14 protein-coding genes are annotated in these 15,919 nt (G+C 43.0%); 8 read left to right on the top strand and 6 right to left on the bottom strand.

Going from position 1 to position 15,919, the window contains the following annotated elements:
* Positions 1–146: 146 nt before the first annotated feature.
* From BCT34_RS16745 to BCT34_RS16735, 3 genes are all read left to right on the top strand, one after another.
* On the top strand, positions 147–1,001 hold the full coding sequence (locus tag BCT34_RS16745) for a co-chaperone YbbN (protein WP_076654818.1): 855 nt from the start codon (positions 147–149) through the stop codon (positions 999–1,001).
* Between the two features lie 208 nt (positions 1,002–1,209).
* Positions 1,210–2,139, top strand: a complete 930-nt coding sequence (locus tag BCT34_RS16740) for an SPFH domain-containing protein (protein WP_076654819.1) — start codon at positions 1,210–1,212, stop codon at positions 2,137–2,139.
* Between the two features lie 3 nt (positions 2,140–2,142).
* Entirely contained in the window at positions 2,143–2,592 is a 450-nt protein-coding gene (locus BCT34_RS16735) for an NfeD family protein (RefSeq protein ID WP_076654820.1), read from the top strand.
* Positions 2,593–3,155: 563 nt separating this feature from the next.
* On the opposite strand, the gene cueR is transcribed toward BCT34_RS16735, so the two are convergent.
* The 5 genes from cueR to zipA form a co-directional block, all read right to left on the bottom strand.
* Positions 3,156–3,548, bottom strand: coding sequence for a Cu(I)-responsive transcriptional regulator (gene cueR / locus BCT34_RS16725; protein WP_076654822.1), 393 nt, complete (start codon positions 3,546–3,548; stop codon positions 3,156–3,158).
* Between the two features lie 93 nt (positions 3,549–3,641).
* Positions 3,642–4,448 (bottom strand): DUF2057 domain-containing protein, encoded by an 807-nt coding sequence (locus BCT34_RS16720; protein WP_076654823.1) that lies wholly within the window; start codon positions 4,446–4,448, stop codon positions 3,642–3,644.
* A 98-nt stretch (positions 4,449–4,546) separates the two neighbouring features.
* Complete coding sequence (locus tag BCT34_RS16715) at positions 4,547–5,710, bottom strand: porin (protein ID WP_076654824.1); 1,164 nt, start codon at positions 5,708–5,710, stop codon at positions 4,547–4,549.
* Positions 5,711–6,235: 525 nt separating this feature from the next.
* Positions 6,236–8,248 carry an NAD-dependent DNA ligase LigA gene (gene ligA, locus BCT34_RS16705; RefSeq protein WP_076654825.1) on the bottom strand — a complete coding sequence of 671 codons (2,013 nt, stop codon included), beginning with the start codon at positions 8,246–8,248 and terminating at the stop codon, positions 6,236–6,238.
* 92 nt (positions 8,249–8,340) lie between these two features.
* On the bottom strand, positions 8,341–9,384 hold the full coding sequence (gene zipA, locus BCT34_RS16700; protein WP_076654826.1) for a cell division protein ZipA: 1,044 nt from the start codon (positions 9,382–9,384) through the stop codon (positions 8,341–8,343).
* 229 nt (positions 9,385–9,613) lie between these two features.
* Here zipA and cysZ point away from each other — a divergent pair, with 229 nt between their 5' ends.
* The 5 genes from cysZ to crr all read left to right on the top strand — a co-directional run bounded on the left by cysZ (position 9,614) and on the right by crr (position 14,602).
* The gene (gene cysZ, locus BCT34_RS16695; protein ID WP_076654827.1) at positions 9,614–10,372 is read left to right on the top strand and encodes a sulfate transporter CysZ; all 759 of its coding nucleotides are present in this window, start codon (positions 9,614–9,616) and stop codon (positions 10,370–10,372) included.
* A 224-nt stretch (positions 10,373–10,596) separates the two neighbouring features.
* On the top strand, positions 10,597–11,565 hold the full coding sequence (gene cysK / locus BCT34_RS16690; RefSeq protein ID WP_060982183.1) for a cysteine synthase A: 969 nt from the start codon (positions 10,597–10,599) through the stop codon (positions 11,563–11,565).
* A 302-nt stretch (positions 11,566–11,867) separates the two neighbouring features.
* A complete protein-coding gene (locus tag BCT34_RS16685) occupies positions 11,868–12,125 on the top strand; it encodes an HPr family phosphocarrier protein (protein WP_004734263.1) in 258 nt (85 codons plus the stop codon).
* A 136-nt stretch (positions 12,126–12,261) separates the two neighbouring features.
* Positions 12,262–13,986 (top strand): phosphoenolpyruvate-protein phosphotransferase PtsI, encoded by a 1,725-nt coding sequence (ptsI, locus tag BCT34_RS16680; protein ID WP_076654828.1) that lies wholly within the window; start codon positions 12,262–12,264, stop codon positions 13,984–13,986.
* A gap of 106 nt (positions 13,987–14,092) precedes the next feature.
* Positions 14,093–14,602, top strand: coding sequence for a PTS glucose transporter subunit IIA (crr, locus tag BCT34_RS16675; RefSeq protein ID WP_004737851.1), 510 nt, complete (start codon positions 14,093–14,095; stop codon positions 14,600–14,602).
* A 489-nt stretch (positions 14,603–15,091) separates the two neighbouring features.
* Here crr and BCT34_RS16670 read toward each other — a convergent pair.
* On the bottom strand, positions 15,092–15,919 hold an 828-nt coding region (locus BCT34_RS16670), incomplete at its 5' end, for a flagellin (RefSeq protein ID WP_241906874.1).

Genomic DNA, 15,919 nt, shown 5'->3' with positions numbered 1-15,919 from the left:
TGAGATAACAACTCCATCAACATTGAAACATAGCGTTTTCTATTTTTGGTTCTTTTTATCCTAGATATCCCAGTTAGATCTTGAAGTTACTGACTAATCCCCCCATATTTGCAACGTATCCACAAAACAAACCTCAAGGAACGTAAATGCAATCTCCGCATATTGTTGAACTTAATGAGCAGAACTTTCGTCAAGTATTAGAAGGTTCGATGCAGGCCCCTGTACTCATCCATTTTTGGGCACCAATGAGCCAAGAGAGCGCCCAAGTCATTCCTGAACTTCAAACGTTAACTCAGCAATACAACGGTGCCTTCACCTTAGCCCTGCTAAATTGCGAACAAGAGCAAGCTATTGCTAGCCAGTTTGGGGTTCAAGCTCTGCCAACTATTGCACTGTTTGTTAATGGTCAGCCGGTCGATGGGCTCGGCGGTCCTCAAAGCATAGAAGCTATTGTCGATATGCTAAGCAAGCACCTACCTAGTCAAGATGAACTTGCTTTGCGTCAAGCTCTTGAGCAAATGCAGGCTGGTGAGCACGCACAGGCGCTAGCCGCAATGCAGCAGCTTCCAGCGGAACTAACAAATAAAGGTGAAGTAAAACTGGCGATCGCAGAATGTTTGTTGGAAACGCAACAATTTGACCTTGCTGAAACTCAGCTAGCAACCATCCCTCTTGAGTACCAAGACAATTATTACAAAGGCTTAGTCGCGAAACTTGAGCTTCACAAGCAGGCAGCAGATAGCCCTGAAATTCAAGCATTAGAAGCGACTCTTCAGCAAAATCCGAGCGACGCTAAAACCGCATCTGAATTAGCACTGCAATATCACCAAGTGAACCGCAGTGAGGAAGCAATGGATCTATTGTGGTCTTTCCTAGCCAAAGATCTTAATGCTCTCGATGGCGACATGAAAAAAGAGTTCATGGACATATTGAGTGCGTTAGGACAAGGTAACGCGGTTGCCAGCAAGTACCGCCGTCAACTTTACTCTCTGCTTTACTAGTCAGGCTCTACAACAGCTGAGTCGTAGGTAAGCTATCAAATCTAAATTCAACAAAGCCACCTATTAGGTTTTTGAATGCAAAACTCATAATGGGCCATAAAATCAATGTTTTATGGCCCATTTCTCATTTATAAATTTGCCCCGTCTTTAAATATGAGCCAGTATGAGTAATAAATATTCAATAACTTAAACTTGCAAAGGACTTTGTATGCCTATTGATACCTTGATTACTATTGGCGTCTTTACTGTCGTCGCACTGCTATTTATCTTCGCTGGCGTAAAAACCGTCCCACAAGGCAACAACTGGACTGTTGAACGCTTCGGGCGATACACACACACTCTTAAACCGGGTCTTAACTTAATCATTCCATTTATTGATAAAGTGGGACAACGCATCAGCATGATGGAACGTGTTCTCGATATCCCAGCACAAGAAGTCATCTCTAAAGATAATGCCAATGTTGTTATAGATGCGGTGTGTTTTGTTCAAGTTATCGACGCCCCTAAAGCGGCTTATGAGGTGAATGACCTTGAACATGCGATCCGTAACTTAACCCTCACTAATATCCGTACTGTTTTGGGTTCGATGGAGCTGGATGAGATGCTCAGCCAACGTGACATGATCAATACTAAATTGTTAAATATCGTCGACGAAGCGACAAACCCTTGGGGTGTAAAAGTCACTCGTATAGAAATAAAAGACGTACAGCCACCAGCCGATCTTACCGCTGCGATGAATGCGCAAATGAAAGCAGAACGAAACAAGCGTGCTGATATTCTAGAGGCAGAAGGCGTAAGACAAGCCGAGATCTTGAAAGCAGAGGGTCACAAGCAATCAGAGATCCTGAAAGCAGAAGGTGAGAAGCAGGCGGCAATATTGCAAGCTGAAGCTCGTGAGCGTGCTGCAGAAGCAGAAGCTAAAGCGACCGAAATGGTCTCAACGGCGATTGCTCAAGGTGACATGCAAGCGGTCAATTACTTTATCGCACAAGGTTATACCGACGCATTGAAATCTATCGGCCAAGCCGAAAACGGCAAGATCATCATGCTCCCACTCGAAGCAACTGGCCTTATGGGCTCTGTTGCGGGCATCGCAGAGATGTTTGCGCATAAGAATGACAAAGGTAGTAAGGACTAACTTATGGTCGAATTACTAGAACAAGTAAACCACTGGCATTGGTTAGCGTTTGGTCTAGCATTGTTAGCTCTTGAGCTCATTGGAACCGCTGGTTACTTTTTATGGATAGGCATATCAGCCATGTTGGTCGGTGCCCTATTAGGCGCGCTGCCAATCGGTTGGCAAATGCAATGGCTATCCTTTGCAAGCTTCTCACTTATTACCACTTGGTTATGGTGGAGAAGACAACTCTCGAATGACAAGCAATCGGATGCAGGGAGAGAGTTAAACCAAAGAGAAAAGCAACTAGTAGGTCAAACCGTTATTCTAAGAGAAGACGTAAAGAGAGGTAGTTGTCGAATTAAGTTCGGTGACTCTTCTTGGTCAGCAAAGGCCAGTCAAGATATTCCATCTGGCACCGAAATTAAGATTGTAGCTTTAGATGGAATCGTTCTAATAATAGAACCTTTATAATCAAGCGCTATATGGAGCCTGCATTTTCAATAAATGCAGGCTTTTTCTATTTTTGAACCTTAATAATATTCGAATTATCATTGCGATAGATTTAATTGAAAAAAAAATAAGTTCTTATTTCGTAAAGCTAAAAATTTTGATTAAGCTAAAAAGGCATAAGAAAGCCAGATTTCTTACCCAAGATATATATGAATAATTAGCCTGACTCTCGCTTAATTATAATTATTAAAAATGTTAAGTCCGTCCAATTTTTGAAATTTTCTTTTCCTTGTCCATACTTTCATTTATCTCAATCAGAGATAAACCTAATGGAGTTTGTATGAGACATTTTTTAATAATTCTAACGGCCGTTTTCAGCTTATCATTTGGAAGCGCTATCGCGAGCAGTCAGTCTCCTGGTAACGGTAACATGGGGCCTATTGTAAAATGTTCGGATGGTAACGCTGTCACTCACGTGCCATTGCTGATCTGTAAACATTACGGCGGAAAGGTGCTGTGATAGGGAATTAAAGTCAGGCTAGTAATGTAATTGCTGCCTGACGATTATTTATGACTGACACGACCTAACTGCGGCCAGATAAATTGTTTAAGATAGGACATTCCGTTGAAGCATCACCAGGGCAGTCATGAACCCAAGATTGCAGTTGAGCTTTCATCTTATTTAACTCAGCAAGCTTCAACTCTATTTCATCTAACTTCAGAGTGGCCTTCTTCTTTACTTCGTAGCTTTCTCTGTTTGGATTCATTGCCAACTCAACCAGTGATTTACACTCATCAAGGGTAAACCCAACCATTTTAGCTCTTAGTACAAACTCTAACTGTTCGATGTGAATCTCGCCATATTGCCTATAGCCGTTTTCTGAACGATGTGGAGGGCTCATCATGCCTTTACTTTCGTAAAAACGAATGGATTTCGCTGTTGTACCAACACGCTTCGCTACTTCACCAATATTCACAATCTTACCTGTTAGCCTAAAATGAAAAACCGCAGTATTGCTGTTATACAATACTGCGGTTGAAAAACATAGCTAGAGACTGACGTTAGATGTCTACTCTTGCTCTAACAGCCAAATTATAGTTTGTGATTTTTCTTCACTGTTTAACTTGTTAAACCAGTATGAAACCATCTCGATCTCTTTTGAACCTTCTAACGATGCTGGGTTAGCGTTCTTACGGTTTTTGAATGCCCAATCTGTCACTGCAGATTGCTCTTCTTTGGTAGCTTGACCGTACCAGTAGCCCACCATTTCTTGGGCTTGAGACGCTTTTGCTTCTTCAACTGCAACGGCTGCTACAGGCACTGCTGCTACTGGAGCAATTGCGATAGCCGTATGATTATTTGCACCGTTATAGATTGTGTCTATATATGCTTTCGGCACAATAAAAGTTGTACTCATGACTGAGCCTTGTCCATCAAGTGTAAATTCTAAGTTCTTTTCTCTTGCTTGCTGGATGTCAGCGTCACTCAATGGGAATTTAATGTATTGAGTCTTTGTACAGTGCTCGCTGCAACTCTCTCTTGGGGTTTGTCTCTCTTCTATCTCAAGCGTCTTACCGAAAAAGCTAACTGTTTCGTATTCTTTATAACTTTGGAAGTAACTTACGTCCATAGTGATTGAAGATTCTGGAGCTGAGTTCTGTGTTACTTCCTTGTTGTAAGTAAAGTAGAGTGACGACTTCAGGATATCAGCCCCTACGTTCGCTTTACTTTCTGCTACATAAGATTGTCCAGTCACTTGAATGTAACCACCTTTAGGCTGTACATCTGCTACTGAATCTGCAAAATTACTTTTTGAATCGAGTGAACTACAAGCTCCCAAAAATAATGATAATACAACTACGCTAACTTTATTCATTATGACTAATTCCTTATGTTCACTATGGAAAAACGCTGGCAAACAAAATTTACCAGCGTTTTGATTTTTATTTAACAGTTTAAGCAGATAACTCTAGCTTAGAAACCGTATTCAAGACCGATACGAGTTACGATATCTGTGTCTTCAACACCATCTTTATAGAAAGTACGGCCTGCTACACGTAGGTAAGGTACGAAACCGTTATGTACTGCCATTAGCTGACCCGAAATAGTGCTGCTATCTGAACCCGCTTCTTTTTTACCGTTTAGTTCAGACTCTAGGTTAGCTGCGTAACCTAGTTTGAAACCGATTGGACCATTCCAGTATTGGCCAATAACTGAGTAAGAATCTTGAGTTTGCTTACGGATACCGTTGTCTAGCTCTTCGCCTTTGTATGCTGCTGCAATACCGAAACCTGCTGGTAAACTTGCTTCAAAACCAACGATGTATGCGAATGTGTCGTCATCATAACCCGCTACGCCTTTAGACTTAAGGTAGTTATCGCCTTCAGTAACCAAGTTTTTATCTGCATCTTTAACACCATTTGCTACATCTGCAGCAGTACCTACAGCGTACACGTCTGATGTGCTAGCTACTACTCGAGTACCAGATTCAACACCTGCCATAAATGTGATTTTTTCAAAGCTGTATTTAGCGCTTGCGCCAACAAAGTTTGCATCACGAGTCGCTGCACCACCACCGTTGTCATTGTCATCACGACCAACAGAAGCTGCAAAAGAGAAACCACCAAATTTAGCTGAATCGTAACGTACTTGGTTAGATTGACGATCGTAATGACCGTTGATGCCGCCCCAATCGAATACAGAACCTAGACCAGGGTTAGAGAATGGCCAGTCGACGATTTCGTATAGTGGCGTAAGAACACGACCCACACGTAGGTTACCCCAAGAGCCAGAAGCACCAACGAACGTATCACGGAAACCAAGCACACCACCTGAAACGCCGCCGTGCCCCCAGTCTGTGCTATCTACGTAGCCAGATTCGATTTGCATTGTGATTAGTACATCATCAAACATATCTTTATGAGCACGGAAGCCGATACGAGATTCATTCTCTACAGCGTAACCTGAGCTATCATCACGATTGTCAGTTGTGTTGTAGTTAACTACAGAGATAGCTGCAACACCGTATACGTCAACGTTAAAGTCAGAGTTGATACCAACTTCTTTCGCCATTACGCCTGTCGATAAAAGTGCAACAGATGCACCTAGTAGAGTACGTTTGAAAATTTTGTTTTCCATGGAATAAAACTCCTAAAAATGGATATAGCTGTTTGAATATTCCCCGCCTAAAGTTGGCCGCCGTAGAGAGAAATACCTTTTCTTGTTTGAGAACCCTAAACTCTGAATTCTCTATTTCCTTTCTGGTTATGCACATCGTGTGCATCCATGGCATTAAGACTAACTTCGCCCTCAAAAAGATCAATGAGAACTTAATTTTCATCTAAAAAAATATGAGTTGGTGCAAATTTAGTAGGTACTTAGTGATCCAGATCGATAAATTGTAAAGCTCACACCAAAAAACAACAAAACCAAAAAATATCAATGACTTAATTGCAGATTGTTCTTATAAAAATAGAAGTGACTCGCATTTTTGATACAACTACAACGGTATTTCATTAATGTTGAACAGCGTCACTGTCCTGATTTTAGAGTTCGTATAGGAACAAATTTCTCAACAATTAAAAAGGCATCACTTTTAGACCGAAAACAAAAAAGGCACTCCCTTGAAAGGAGTGCCCTTGAGCTTTTTTTATCTGAATTTACTTACGAAATAAGGGCAATTAGATCTTCTTCTGTTCTTATTTCGATACCTAAATCTTGTGCTTTAGTTAATTTAGAACCAGCAGCTTCACCGGCAAATAAGATATCCGTTTTCTTCGATACGCTGCCCGTCACTTTCGCACCCAATGCTTGTAACGCCGCTTTCGCTTCACTTCGACCTAATTGCGACAATGAACCGGTTAACACAACAACCTTGCCTTCTAGTGGTAGCTCTTGATCATCGGCAACTTCTTCGATGATTGGCCAATTCACACCAAGCTCTATTAGCTGATCAACAACCGCTCGGTTTTTCTCTTGTGAGAAGAAAGCCGTAATATGACTCGCAACTATGTCACCAATATCGGACACTTCAACCAGTTGTTCATAGGTTGCTGCTTGCACCAATTCCAGCGTCTTAAAGTGTTGCGCTAAGTTCATCGCTGTCGCTTCACCGACTTCACGAATACCGAGTGAATATAGGAAACGCGCTAATGTCGTGTCTTTGGCTTTATTCAGCGCGCTCACCACGTTTTGCGCTGATTTAGGCCCCATTCTGTCAAGGACAGTAATCACGCCAGCACTAAGCTTAAATAAGTCGGCAGGCGTTTCAACCATTTCGCGATCAACAAGCTGCTCAATTACTTTCACGCCCAACCCGTCAACGTCTAGCGCCTTTCTAGAAACAAAGTGCTTAAGCGCTTCTTTACGCTGCGCCTTACATACTAAACCGCCAGTACAACGCGCTACTGCCTCACCTTCTACGCGCTCAACTGCTGAGTTACATACAGGGCATGAATCAGGGAAAACAATGTCTTTCGCTGTCTCAGGGCGACGATCTTGTACAACAGCGACAATTTGCGGAATAACGTCACCTGCACGGCGAATAATAACGCTGTCGCCAACCTTCACGCCTAAACGAGCAATCTCATCAGCGTTGTGTAGCGTTGCATTACTGACTGTTACACCACCAACGAAGATCGGTTCCAGTTTAGCAACGGGTGTAATAGCGCCTGTACGGCCTACCTGAAACTCAACGTCATTGAGCAGAGTGATCTCTTCTTGAGCTGGGAACTTATAAGCAATCGCCCAGCGTGGTGCTCTAGCAACAAATCCAAGCACTTCTTGAGCTGCGATATCATCAACTTTGATAACTACGCCATCAATCTCGTAAGCCAGAGCATCGCGACGGGTCATGATATCTTGATAATACGCTTTTACATCCTCAAGCGAGCTAAGCTGCTTAGTCTCAGGACACATCGGCAAGCCCCAGCCTTTCAGCTGTAAGAAACGTTGATAGTGACTGTTAGAAAGTTCAGCGCCTTGTACAACACCGACACTGTAGGCATAGAAAGCTAGAGGACGTTTCGCTGTAATACGAGAATCAAGCTGACGTAAGCTACCCGCAGCCGCGTTACGTGGGTTAACAAAGACTTTTTCGCCTTTCTTCAACGCCATCTCATTTAACTTATCGAAACCCGCTTTTGGCATAAACACTTCGCCACGAACTTCAATACGCACTGGCCAGCCTTCACCTTGTAATTTAAGTGGGATAGAGCTGATAGTACGCACATTTTCTGTGATGTTTTCACCAGTCGCACCATCACCACGCGTCGCTGCCTGCACTAAGGTGCCATTTACATACAGTAGACTCACAGCTAAACCATCAAGCTTAGGTTCACAACAGAAAGTCTTGAGGTTTGCAGTTGGCGCTCTATCCGACATTCGTTTATTAAACGCATCCAAATCGTCATCAGAGAAAGCATTGTCCAGAGAAAGCATTGGGATCTCATGAGTCACTTGAGTAAAACCATCTAGCGGCTGACCACCAACGCGCTGGCTCGGCGAATCTACCGTCACTAACTCTGGGTTCTCTTCTTCGATCTTTAACAATTGCTGCATTAATCGATCGTACTCGACATCAGGGATCTCAGGGCTATCTTCTACGTAATAACGAACGGCATGATAGTGCAGAGTTTCTCTTAACTGCTCTAAGGTAACTTGAATCGATTCTTTCATATCATTCTCTGTCGTGATTGAAATATCAAAAAGGGCTCCCTTAGGAGCCCTTTTCTATAAATATAGGTTATTTACAAGGCTAAACAATACGGCTAAGCATTCGTCGCCGTCATAAAGTCTCTGATTTGCTTGCGGTAGTCAGATAAACGATTTGGCGTCATTAAGTTACGTGACTCATCCAATACGTTTCCGCCCATATCGTCGGCAATTTTCTGTGCTGCACTCAACATCACATTGAAATTTTGATCAGCTTGACCGTAACAAGGTAGCGTCATGAAGAATGAAATACCTTTGGTCGTAAAGTCAGCAGGATCATCATGCTCAAGAGTACCAGGTTGCATCATGTTCGCGACGCTGAAGATAACTTTTGGCTCTTCAGCTGATTGTGCAAAGCAGTGATAGATAGACATCTCACCATAAGTTAGGCCGTTGTTTTCCATGCTGCGGAAAAGTTCAGTTCCAACGAACGGGATCTCTCCGGCACAGTGAACATTAAGAACGATAACGTCTAAGCCAAGTTCTTCATCTGGCTTAGCTTCTTCAACAGGTGCGCTTTGCGAAGCAACCACTTCTTTCGCAACAACTGGCTCTCTTTGAGTGAACGTTTCGTTTGGAACGATTGGCTTATCAACCGCCTCCGAAGATTCTTCAAACGAACCGTACTGCTCTTTAAAGCCGGCATGGTTTTCTTTTTGTTCGTCAGTCAACTCAAAGCTTGGAACTTCAGGCTCAACAACCTTCTCTTCCTCAATCACTTCAGGTTCACTTTCAACCTTAATTGGGTCTTCTACGCTGAAAGAAGGAAGATCATTCAATTCGATGTCATCTTCGTAAACTTCTTTCGCTTGTGGCGCTGTTAGCGGATCTGAGTCGATCAGCGGATCAGTCGCAGATGGCGAAACCGCAAAGTCCGGCTCTTTACGTTCTTTTCGGATTATCTCAAAATCATCTTCTGGGGCGAATGAACGATTTGGAACAGTTTCTGCGTCATCTAAGCTGTCGTTATCAAGCTTACCGAGCGGCTTATCTCCAAACTTTGCTTTCCCTTCTTTTTTACTCGTCCATAGACCATGGAACAATAATGCGGCGATAGCTAATGCGCCAACAATAATGAGTACAAATCGCAATTCCTGCATTTTTCGCTCTCAGCTTTCTTAGTCAACTAGCTATAAACACGCTGTCACTAAGTTGGGTTAATTTGGCTAATCTCACTACTCTATCAAAAGTAGCCACTGTTTTAGAACAACTTAATACAATTAGTTCCTTACATGGTGTGATTTTCACCACGCTTTTTTTCTTAATTTCGGTCGAGTACACTAGACGTGTTTGCTATTTAACCAAATTCACATGTGACCTAATTTAAATATGACTATAGAATCTGTTCCCCGCTCCGGCTTTGGCTATTTTATTTTTGGAATAAAAATCGCTTTGTCGCCGAGCATTCGTAAGTTCGTACTAATGCCACTTATCGCAAACGTGTTACTCGTTGGTGGTGCCTTGTTTTATATCTTCTCCAACCTAAACACTTGGATTGAAGGTTGGATTGGTGCATTGCCAAGTTTCTTGTCGTGGTTGTCATACATTTTATGGCCATTACTTGTGTTAACCGTCTTGGCCACTTTCTCGTATTTCTTTAGCACACTCGCTAACTTCATTGCAGCACCGTTCAACGGTTTACTCGCAGAAAAAGTTGAAGAGTTACTTATTGGTAAAAAAGTGAATGATGATGGTTTACTTGATGTCCTCAAAGATACCCCACGTATATTAGCGAGAGAATGGCGTAAGCTTGTCTACGTTCTGCCAAAAGCGATCGGTTTATTCCTACTTTTGTTAATTCCTGCACTAGGGCAAACCGTTGCTCCGTTTTTATGGTTCATTTTCACGGCATGGATGTTAGCGATTCAATACGCCGACTACCCCTTCGACAACCATAAAATCAAGTTTGACGACATGAGAAACAATTTGAAACAAAAACAAGGCAAGAGCTACAGCTTTGGCGCACTTGTTTCCGTGTTCACCACGATTCCAATTTTAAACCTGATCGTAATGCCTGTTGCCGTTTGTGGCGCGACAGCAATGTGGGTTGCTGAGTTTAAAGACCAAGCTCTGCGTTCTCGTCTGTAACCCGCCCATCTCTTGCTTGCCACGCCTATCTTTTCGACGTTCTGATTTCAATAAAGATAGGCGTGAATTCTGCTACATATCTATATGATATAACTTTTTAATCCTTTTACCTTTTTTTCAACTTGTTTAATCTAAATTCAAGCTAAACAAACATCGAAAGACACTAGACGGTAAAGTGATTGATATACTACGTTTAGTTCTGTCATTAAATGAAGGAATATCGCATGAGCAAGATCTACGAAGACAACACCCTAACGATTGGTAACACACCTCTAGTCCGCCTTAACAAAGTAAGCAAAGGTAACGTCCTAGCTAAGATCGAAGCTCGTAACCCAAGCTTCAGCGTTAAGTGTCGTATCGGTTCAAACATGATCTGGGAAGCAGAAAAAGCAGGTACTCTGAAGCCAGGTATTGAGCTTGTTGAACCGACTAGTGGTAATACAGGTGTTGCACTTGCATTCGTAGCAGCAGCACGCGGTTACAAGTTAACGCTGACGATGCCTGAATCAATGAGTCTAGAACGCCGTAAGCTGCTTAAAGCACTAGGCGCAAATCTAGTACTGACTGAAGCGCCTAAAGGCATGAATGGTGCGATTGCCAAAGCAGAAGAGATTGTTGCTTCAGACCCAAGTAAATACCTACTACTACAGCAATTCAACAACCCAGCGAACCCACAGATTCACGAGCAAACGACTGGTCCTGAAATTTGGGAAGCAACAGACGGTGAAATCGACGTGTTTGTAGCGGGTGTTGGTACTGGCGGTACTATCACTGGTACAAGTCGTTACATTAAAGGTGAAAAAGGCAAAGCGATCACTTCTGTAGCGGTTGAGCCTGCAGAGTCTCCAGTGATTGCACAAGCACTTGCAGGCGAAGAAATCAAACCAGCGCCACACAAAATTCAAGGTATCGGTGCGGGTTTCATCCCTGGAAACCTAGATTTAGAGATTATTGACCGTGTTGAATCGGTAACTTCTGAAGAAGCGATTGAGATGGCTCAACGCCTAATGAAAGAAGAAGGTATTCTTGCAGGCATCTCATCTGGTGCGGCAGTTGTAGCTGCGAACAGAATCGCCGAACTACCTGAATTTGCAGGAAAAACCATCGTTACCGTACTACCAAGTTCGGGCGAGCGTTACCTAAGTACCGCGCTATTTGCTGGCATCTTTACGGAAAAAGAGAACCAACAATAATATGTGGTCAAATCAATTTTTCGTCCAAAAAAGCCCCGTTTAGGGGCTTTTTTGTTGATCCCTGCCCCACCTTTGGTAATATCGGGTCTGTTTTATTTTTCGCTTCAAAATAAAAGAAGCAATAAACAAATTCTGAAAGTCATGAGTACTCAACAAAAGACGACCATGGCTGGATAAAAATTTATAACCAGTCTAAGTTCTAACACGAACATGGCGTACTAGCCTCTAGCGCATTTGAGCTAAAGCAGTTAAGCTAATCTGGTTACAAACTTACAAAAAATAAATTAATTGGGGTATATAAAATGTACGAGAAGCAAGTAGAAATCACAGCAGAAAACGGTCTTCACACTCGTCCAGCTGCACAGTTCGTTAAAGAAGCAAAATCTTTCGACGCTGACATCACAGTGACTTCTAACGGCAAAAGCGCTAGCGCGAAAAGCCTGTTCAAACTACAAACTTTAGGCCTAGTAAAAGGTACTAACGTTACTATTTCAGCTGAAGGTCCTCAAGCTCAGCAAGCAGTAGACCACCTAGTTGCTCTTATGGATCAACTACACTAATACGGTCTCCTTCTTTCAAAGCCATTTTGCATAGCAAAGTGGCTTTGTTCGAAATAGATAGGAATAAGCGCGACATTAGTCGACGACTTAAAGTCACACACTCTCCCGTTTACAGTTGAACAACTAAGGTAAGGCTATGATTTCAGGCATCCTAGCATCTCCTGGTATTGCTTTCGGTAAAGCACTACTACTTCAAGAAGATGAAATTGTCCTAAACACTCAATCTATCTCAGACGATCAAGTTGAAGCAGAAGTTCAGCGTTTCTTTGACGCTCGTAACAAATCTTCTCAACAACTTGAAGTTGTAAAGCAAAAAGCACTTGAAACTTTTGGCGAAGAAAAAGAAGCAATCTTTGAAGGCCACATCATGCTGCTTGAAGATGAAGAGCTAGAAGAAGAGATTTTAGCACTCATCAAGAAAGACAAAATGCACGCAGACAACGCGATCCACACTGTGATCGAAGAGCAAGCTTGCGCACTAGAGTCTCTTGATGATGAGTACCTAAAAGAACGTGCAACTGATATCCGTGATATCGGTACTCGTTTCGTTAAAAATGCACTAGGCATCAACATTGTATCTCTAGCGGATATCAATGAAGAAGTTATCCTAGTTGCTTACGACCTAACGCCATCTGAAACTGCACAAATCAACCTAGACTACGTTCTTGGTTTCGCTTGTGACATTGGCGGTCGTACATCTCATACTTCAATCATGGCACGTTCTCTTGAGCTTCCTGCTATCGTTGGTACTAACGATATCACTAAGCAAGTTAAGAACGGCGACATGCTTGTGCTAGACGCGATGAACAACAAGATCATCATCAACCCTTCTGAAGCTGAATTAGCAGAAGCTAAGAAAATCAAAGCAGATTTCGAAGCAGAAGCGGCTGAACTAGCAAAACTAAAAGATTTGCATGCTGAAACTCTAGACGGTCACCGTGTAGAAGTTTGCGGCAACATCGGTACAGTAAAAGACTGTGACGGTATCCTGCGTAACGGCGGTGAAGGCGTTGGTCTGTACCGTACTGAATTCCTATTTATGGACCGTGACGCGCTTCCTACTGAAGAAGAGCAATACGTTGCTTACAAAGAAGTAGCAGAAGCAATGGAAGGCGAGTCAGTGATTATCCGTACTATGGATATCGGTGGCGACAAAGACCTACCATACATGGACCTTCCACAAGAGATGAACCCGTTCCTAGGCTGGCGTGCAGTACGTATCAGCTTGGATCGTCGTGAAATCCTACGTGACCAACTACGTGGCATCCTACGTGCATCTGCACACGGTAAACTACGTATCATGTTCCCAATGATCATTTCTGTTGAAGAGATCCGTGAACTGAAAAAAGCAATCGAAGAGTACAAAGTTGAACTTCGCGCTGAAGGCCTAGCTTTCGATGAAGAAATCGAAATCGGCGTAATGGTTGAGACTCCAGCTGCTGCTGCAATCGCACACCACCTAGCGAAAGAAGTATCTTTCTTCTCTATCGGTACTAACGACCTAACGCAATACACTCTTGCGGTAGACCGTGGTAACGAAATGATTTCTCACCTATACAACCCGCTATCTCCTGCTGTTCTTACAGTAATCAAGCAAGTGATCGACGCATCACACGCTGAAGGTAAGTGGACTGGTATGTGTGGTGAGCTTGCTGGTGATGAGCGTGCAACGCTACTTCTTCTTGGTATGGGTCTAGATGAGTTCTCTATGAGCGGTATCTCTATCCCTAAAGTTAAGAAAGTAATCCGTAACTCTAACTTCGCTGAAGTTAAAGCTATGGCTGACGAAGCACTATCTCTACCAACAGCTGCTGAAATTGAAGCTTGCGTAGAAAAGTTCATCGCTGAGAAAACTCAGTAATCGCCAATCGCTTAATAACGTTAGACGGCTAAAAATAGTCGTCTAATTTGTTAGATTGGTATAGTATATTCTACAGAATAAAACTAAACGTTAGGAGCATGACACAATGGGTCTGTTTGACAAACTGAAAAAGCTTGTATCTGATGACAGCGCTGATGCTGGTGCAATCGAAATCATCGCACCTCTTTCTGGTGAAATCGTAAACATCGAAGATGTGCCAGATGTAGTTTTCGCTGAAAAAATCGTTGGTGACGGCATCGCGATCAAACCAGCTGGCGACAAAATGGTAGCTCCAGTTAACGGTACTATCGGTAAGATCTTCGAAACTAACCACGCATTCTCTATCGAGTCTGACGACGGTGTTGAGCTTTTCGTTCACTTCGGTATCGATACTGTTGAACTTAAAGGCGAAGGCTTCACTCGCGTAGCTGAAGAAGGTCAATCTGTTAAAGCTGGTGACACTATCATCACTTTCGACCTAGCGCTTCTAGAAGAGAAAGCGAAATCTACGCTTACTCCAGTTGTTATCTCTAACATGGACGAAATCAAAGAGCTAAACAAGCTTTCTGGTTCTGTAACTGTTGGCGAAACTCCAGTTCTTAAAGTAACTAAGTAATTTCGATTACTCATCTGCTTTAATTAAAACGCTACCTACGGGTGGCGTTTTTTGTGCCTGCTGTATTAGTTCTAGTTCCATATTACCCGCCGCTTTGGTCCTATCTAACGACTACATATCCCCTTACTCTTAAGGTCTTTTACGGACAGAGATCCCTGATATCTCGTTCTACTCGGTTCTGGAATGACGATAAAAGTCTTGGTCTAGCTGAGTCGTTACTTACTCGGGGCGATCTTACTCATATTGAAAAGCTATAGGATCATCATCACTCTATCCCCGTCATTCCCTACAGTGAGGAACTAACGTGATAGGGAATCTCGCTTTTGCTCCTGTTCACCAAGACTACAGTTTCCCAAACTCTTCTATCACCAAATCGCGGGCAATAAAAAACCCAGCCGAAGCTGGGTTTGTTTAGCGCTCATCTCTCACCACGAGCTAATTTGTGGAAGCCTACGTTAACGCTTACAGTCAACGTGGCCTTTCAATCGATTAACCTAGTAGGCTAAGTGCCGAGTTCGGTGCTTGCTTCGCTTGAGCAAGAATCGAACTTGAAGCTTGAGAAAGAATCTGAGACTTAGTCATCTGAGTCGTTTCTTTCGCGAAGTCGGTATCTTTAATACGGCTCTTAGATGCATTCACGTTCTCGTTAATGTTGTCTAAGTTGCTGATAGCGTGGTCGAAACGGTTTTGGAAAGCACCCAGTTCAGCACGGTGGCTGTCTACGTACTTAAGTGCTGCATCGATTACTGCTACAGATTCTTGCGCGCCGCCAACAGATGTTACGTCGATAGTATCAACCGTTACATCTTTAGCTGCTTGAATGCCTAGCTCACCTGCAAGACCGCCAGAGAAAGACACATCGCCGCTCACTTTGTTGTTACCAGTGAACATTTGTAGCTTGCCGTCTTCAGTCACAGACGCTTTAACAGAATCTTGTTGACCGTTGATGTAGGTTGCTAGCTCTTCGATGTCGTCACCTGCTTTTGCGCTGATGTCGATTTCTTGTGCTTGACCAAAGTTATCAGTGAACGACAGTTTTAGATCGTTTGAGCCCGCTTGAACGTTCCAGTCTTTGTCTTTCGCGTTCTCAGTTTGGTAGCTCTTACCACCCATCTGAGCGTTGTCAGAGCGCATGTCTTTCAGTTGAAGCATTACCGCTTCACCGTTGTCTGCACCGATTTGGAATGATTTAGTACCGTGTGTGCCGTTAAGCAGCTTGTTACCACCAAAAGACGTCGTTTCCGCGATACGGTTCAGTTCGTCGTTCAGTGCTGTTACTTCTTCTTGAATCGCTACACGCTCAGATTTTGAGTTTGA

Origin of the sequence: Vibrio sp. 10N.261.45.E2 (assembly GCF_002875705.1) — a bacterium.
In the GTDB taxonomy this organism is placed as follows: Bacteria; Pseudomonadota; Gammaproteobacteria; order Enterobacterales; family Vibrionaceae; genus Vibrio.
Note: the sequence above shows the minus strand (reverse complement) of the source record. Positions and strands in the feature narration are given on the sequence as shown.

Coding starts and splice junctions, on each gene's coding strand:
- BCT34_RS16745 (WP_076654818.1), top strand. CDS start 147: ATGCAATCTCCGCATATTGTTGAACTTAATGAGCAGAACTTTCGTCAA.
- BCT34_RS16740 (WP_076654819.1), top strand. CDS start 1,210: ATGCCTATTGATACCTTGATTACTATTGGCGTCTTTACTGTCGTCGCA.
- BCT34_RS16735 (WP_076654820.1), top strand. CDS start 2,143: ATGGTCGAATTACTAGAACAAGTAAACCACTGGCATTGGTTAGCGTTT.
- BCT34_RS16720 (WP_076654823.1), bottom strand. CDS start 4,448: ATGAATAAAGTTAGCGTAGTTGTATTATCATTATTTTTGGGAGCTTGT.
- BCT34_RS16715 (WP_076654824.1), bottom strand. CDS start 5,710: ATGGAAAACAAAATTTTCAAACGTACTCTACTAGGTGCATCTGTTGCA.
- ligA (WP_076654825.1), bottom strand. CDS start 8,248: ATGAAAGAATCGATTCAAGTTACCTTAGAGCAGTTAAGAGAAACTCTG.
- zipA (WP_076654826.1), bottom strand. CDS start 9,384: ATGCAGGAATTGCGATTTGTACTCATTATTGTTGGCGCATTAGCTATC.
- cysZ (WP_076654827.1), top strand. CDS start 9,614: ATGACTATAGAATCTGTTCCCCGCTCCGGCTTTGGCTATTTTATTTTT.
- cysK (WP_060982183.1), top strand. CDS start 10,597: ATGAGCAAGATCTACGAAGACAACACCCTAACGATTGGTAACACACCT.
- BCT34_RS16685 (WP_004734263.1), top strand. CDS start 11,868: ATGTACGAGAAGCAAGTAGAAATCACAGCAGAAAACGGTCTTCACACT.
- ptsI (WP_076654828.1), top strand. CDS start 12,262: ATGATTTCAGGCATCCTAGCATCTCCTGGTATTGCTTTCGGTAAAGCA.
- crr (WP_004737851.1), top strand. CDS start 14,093: ATGGGTCTGTTTGACAAACTGAAAAAGCTTGTATCTGATGACAGCGCT.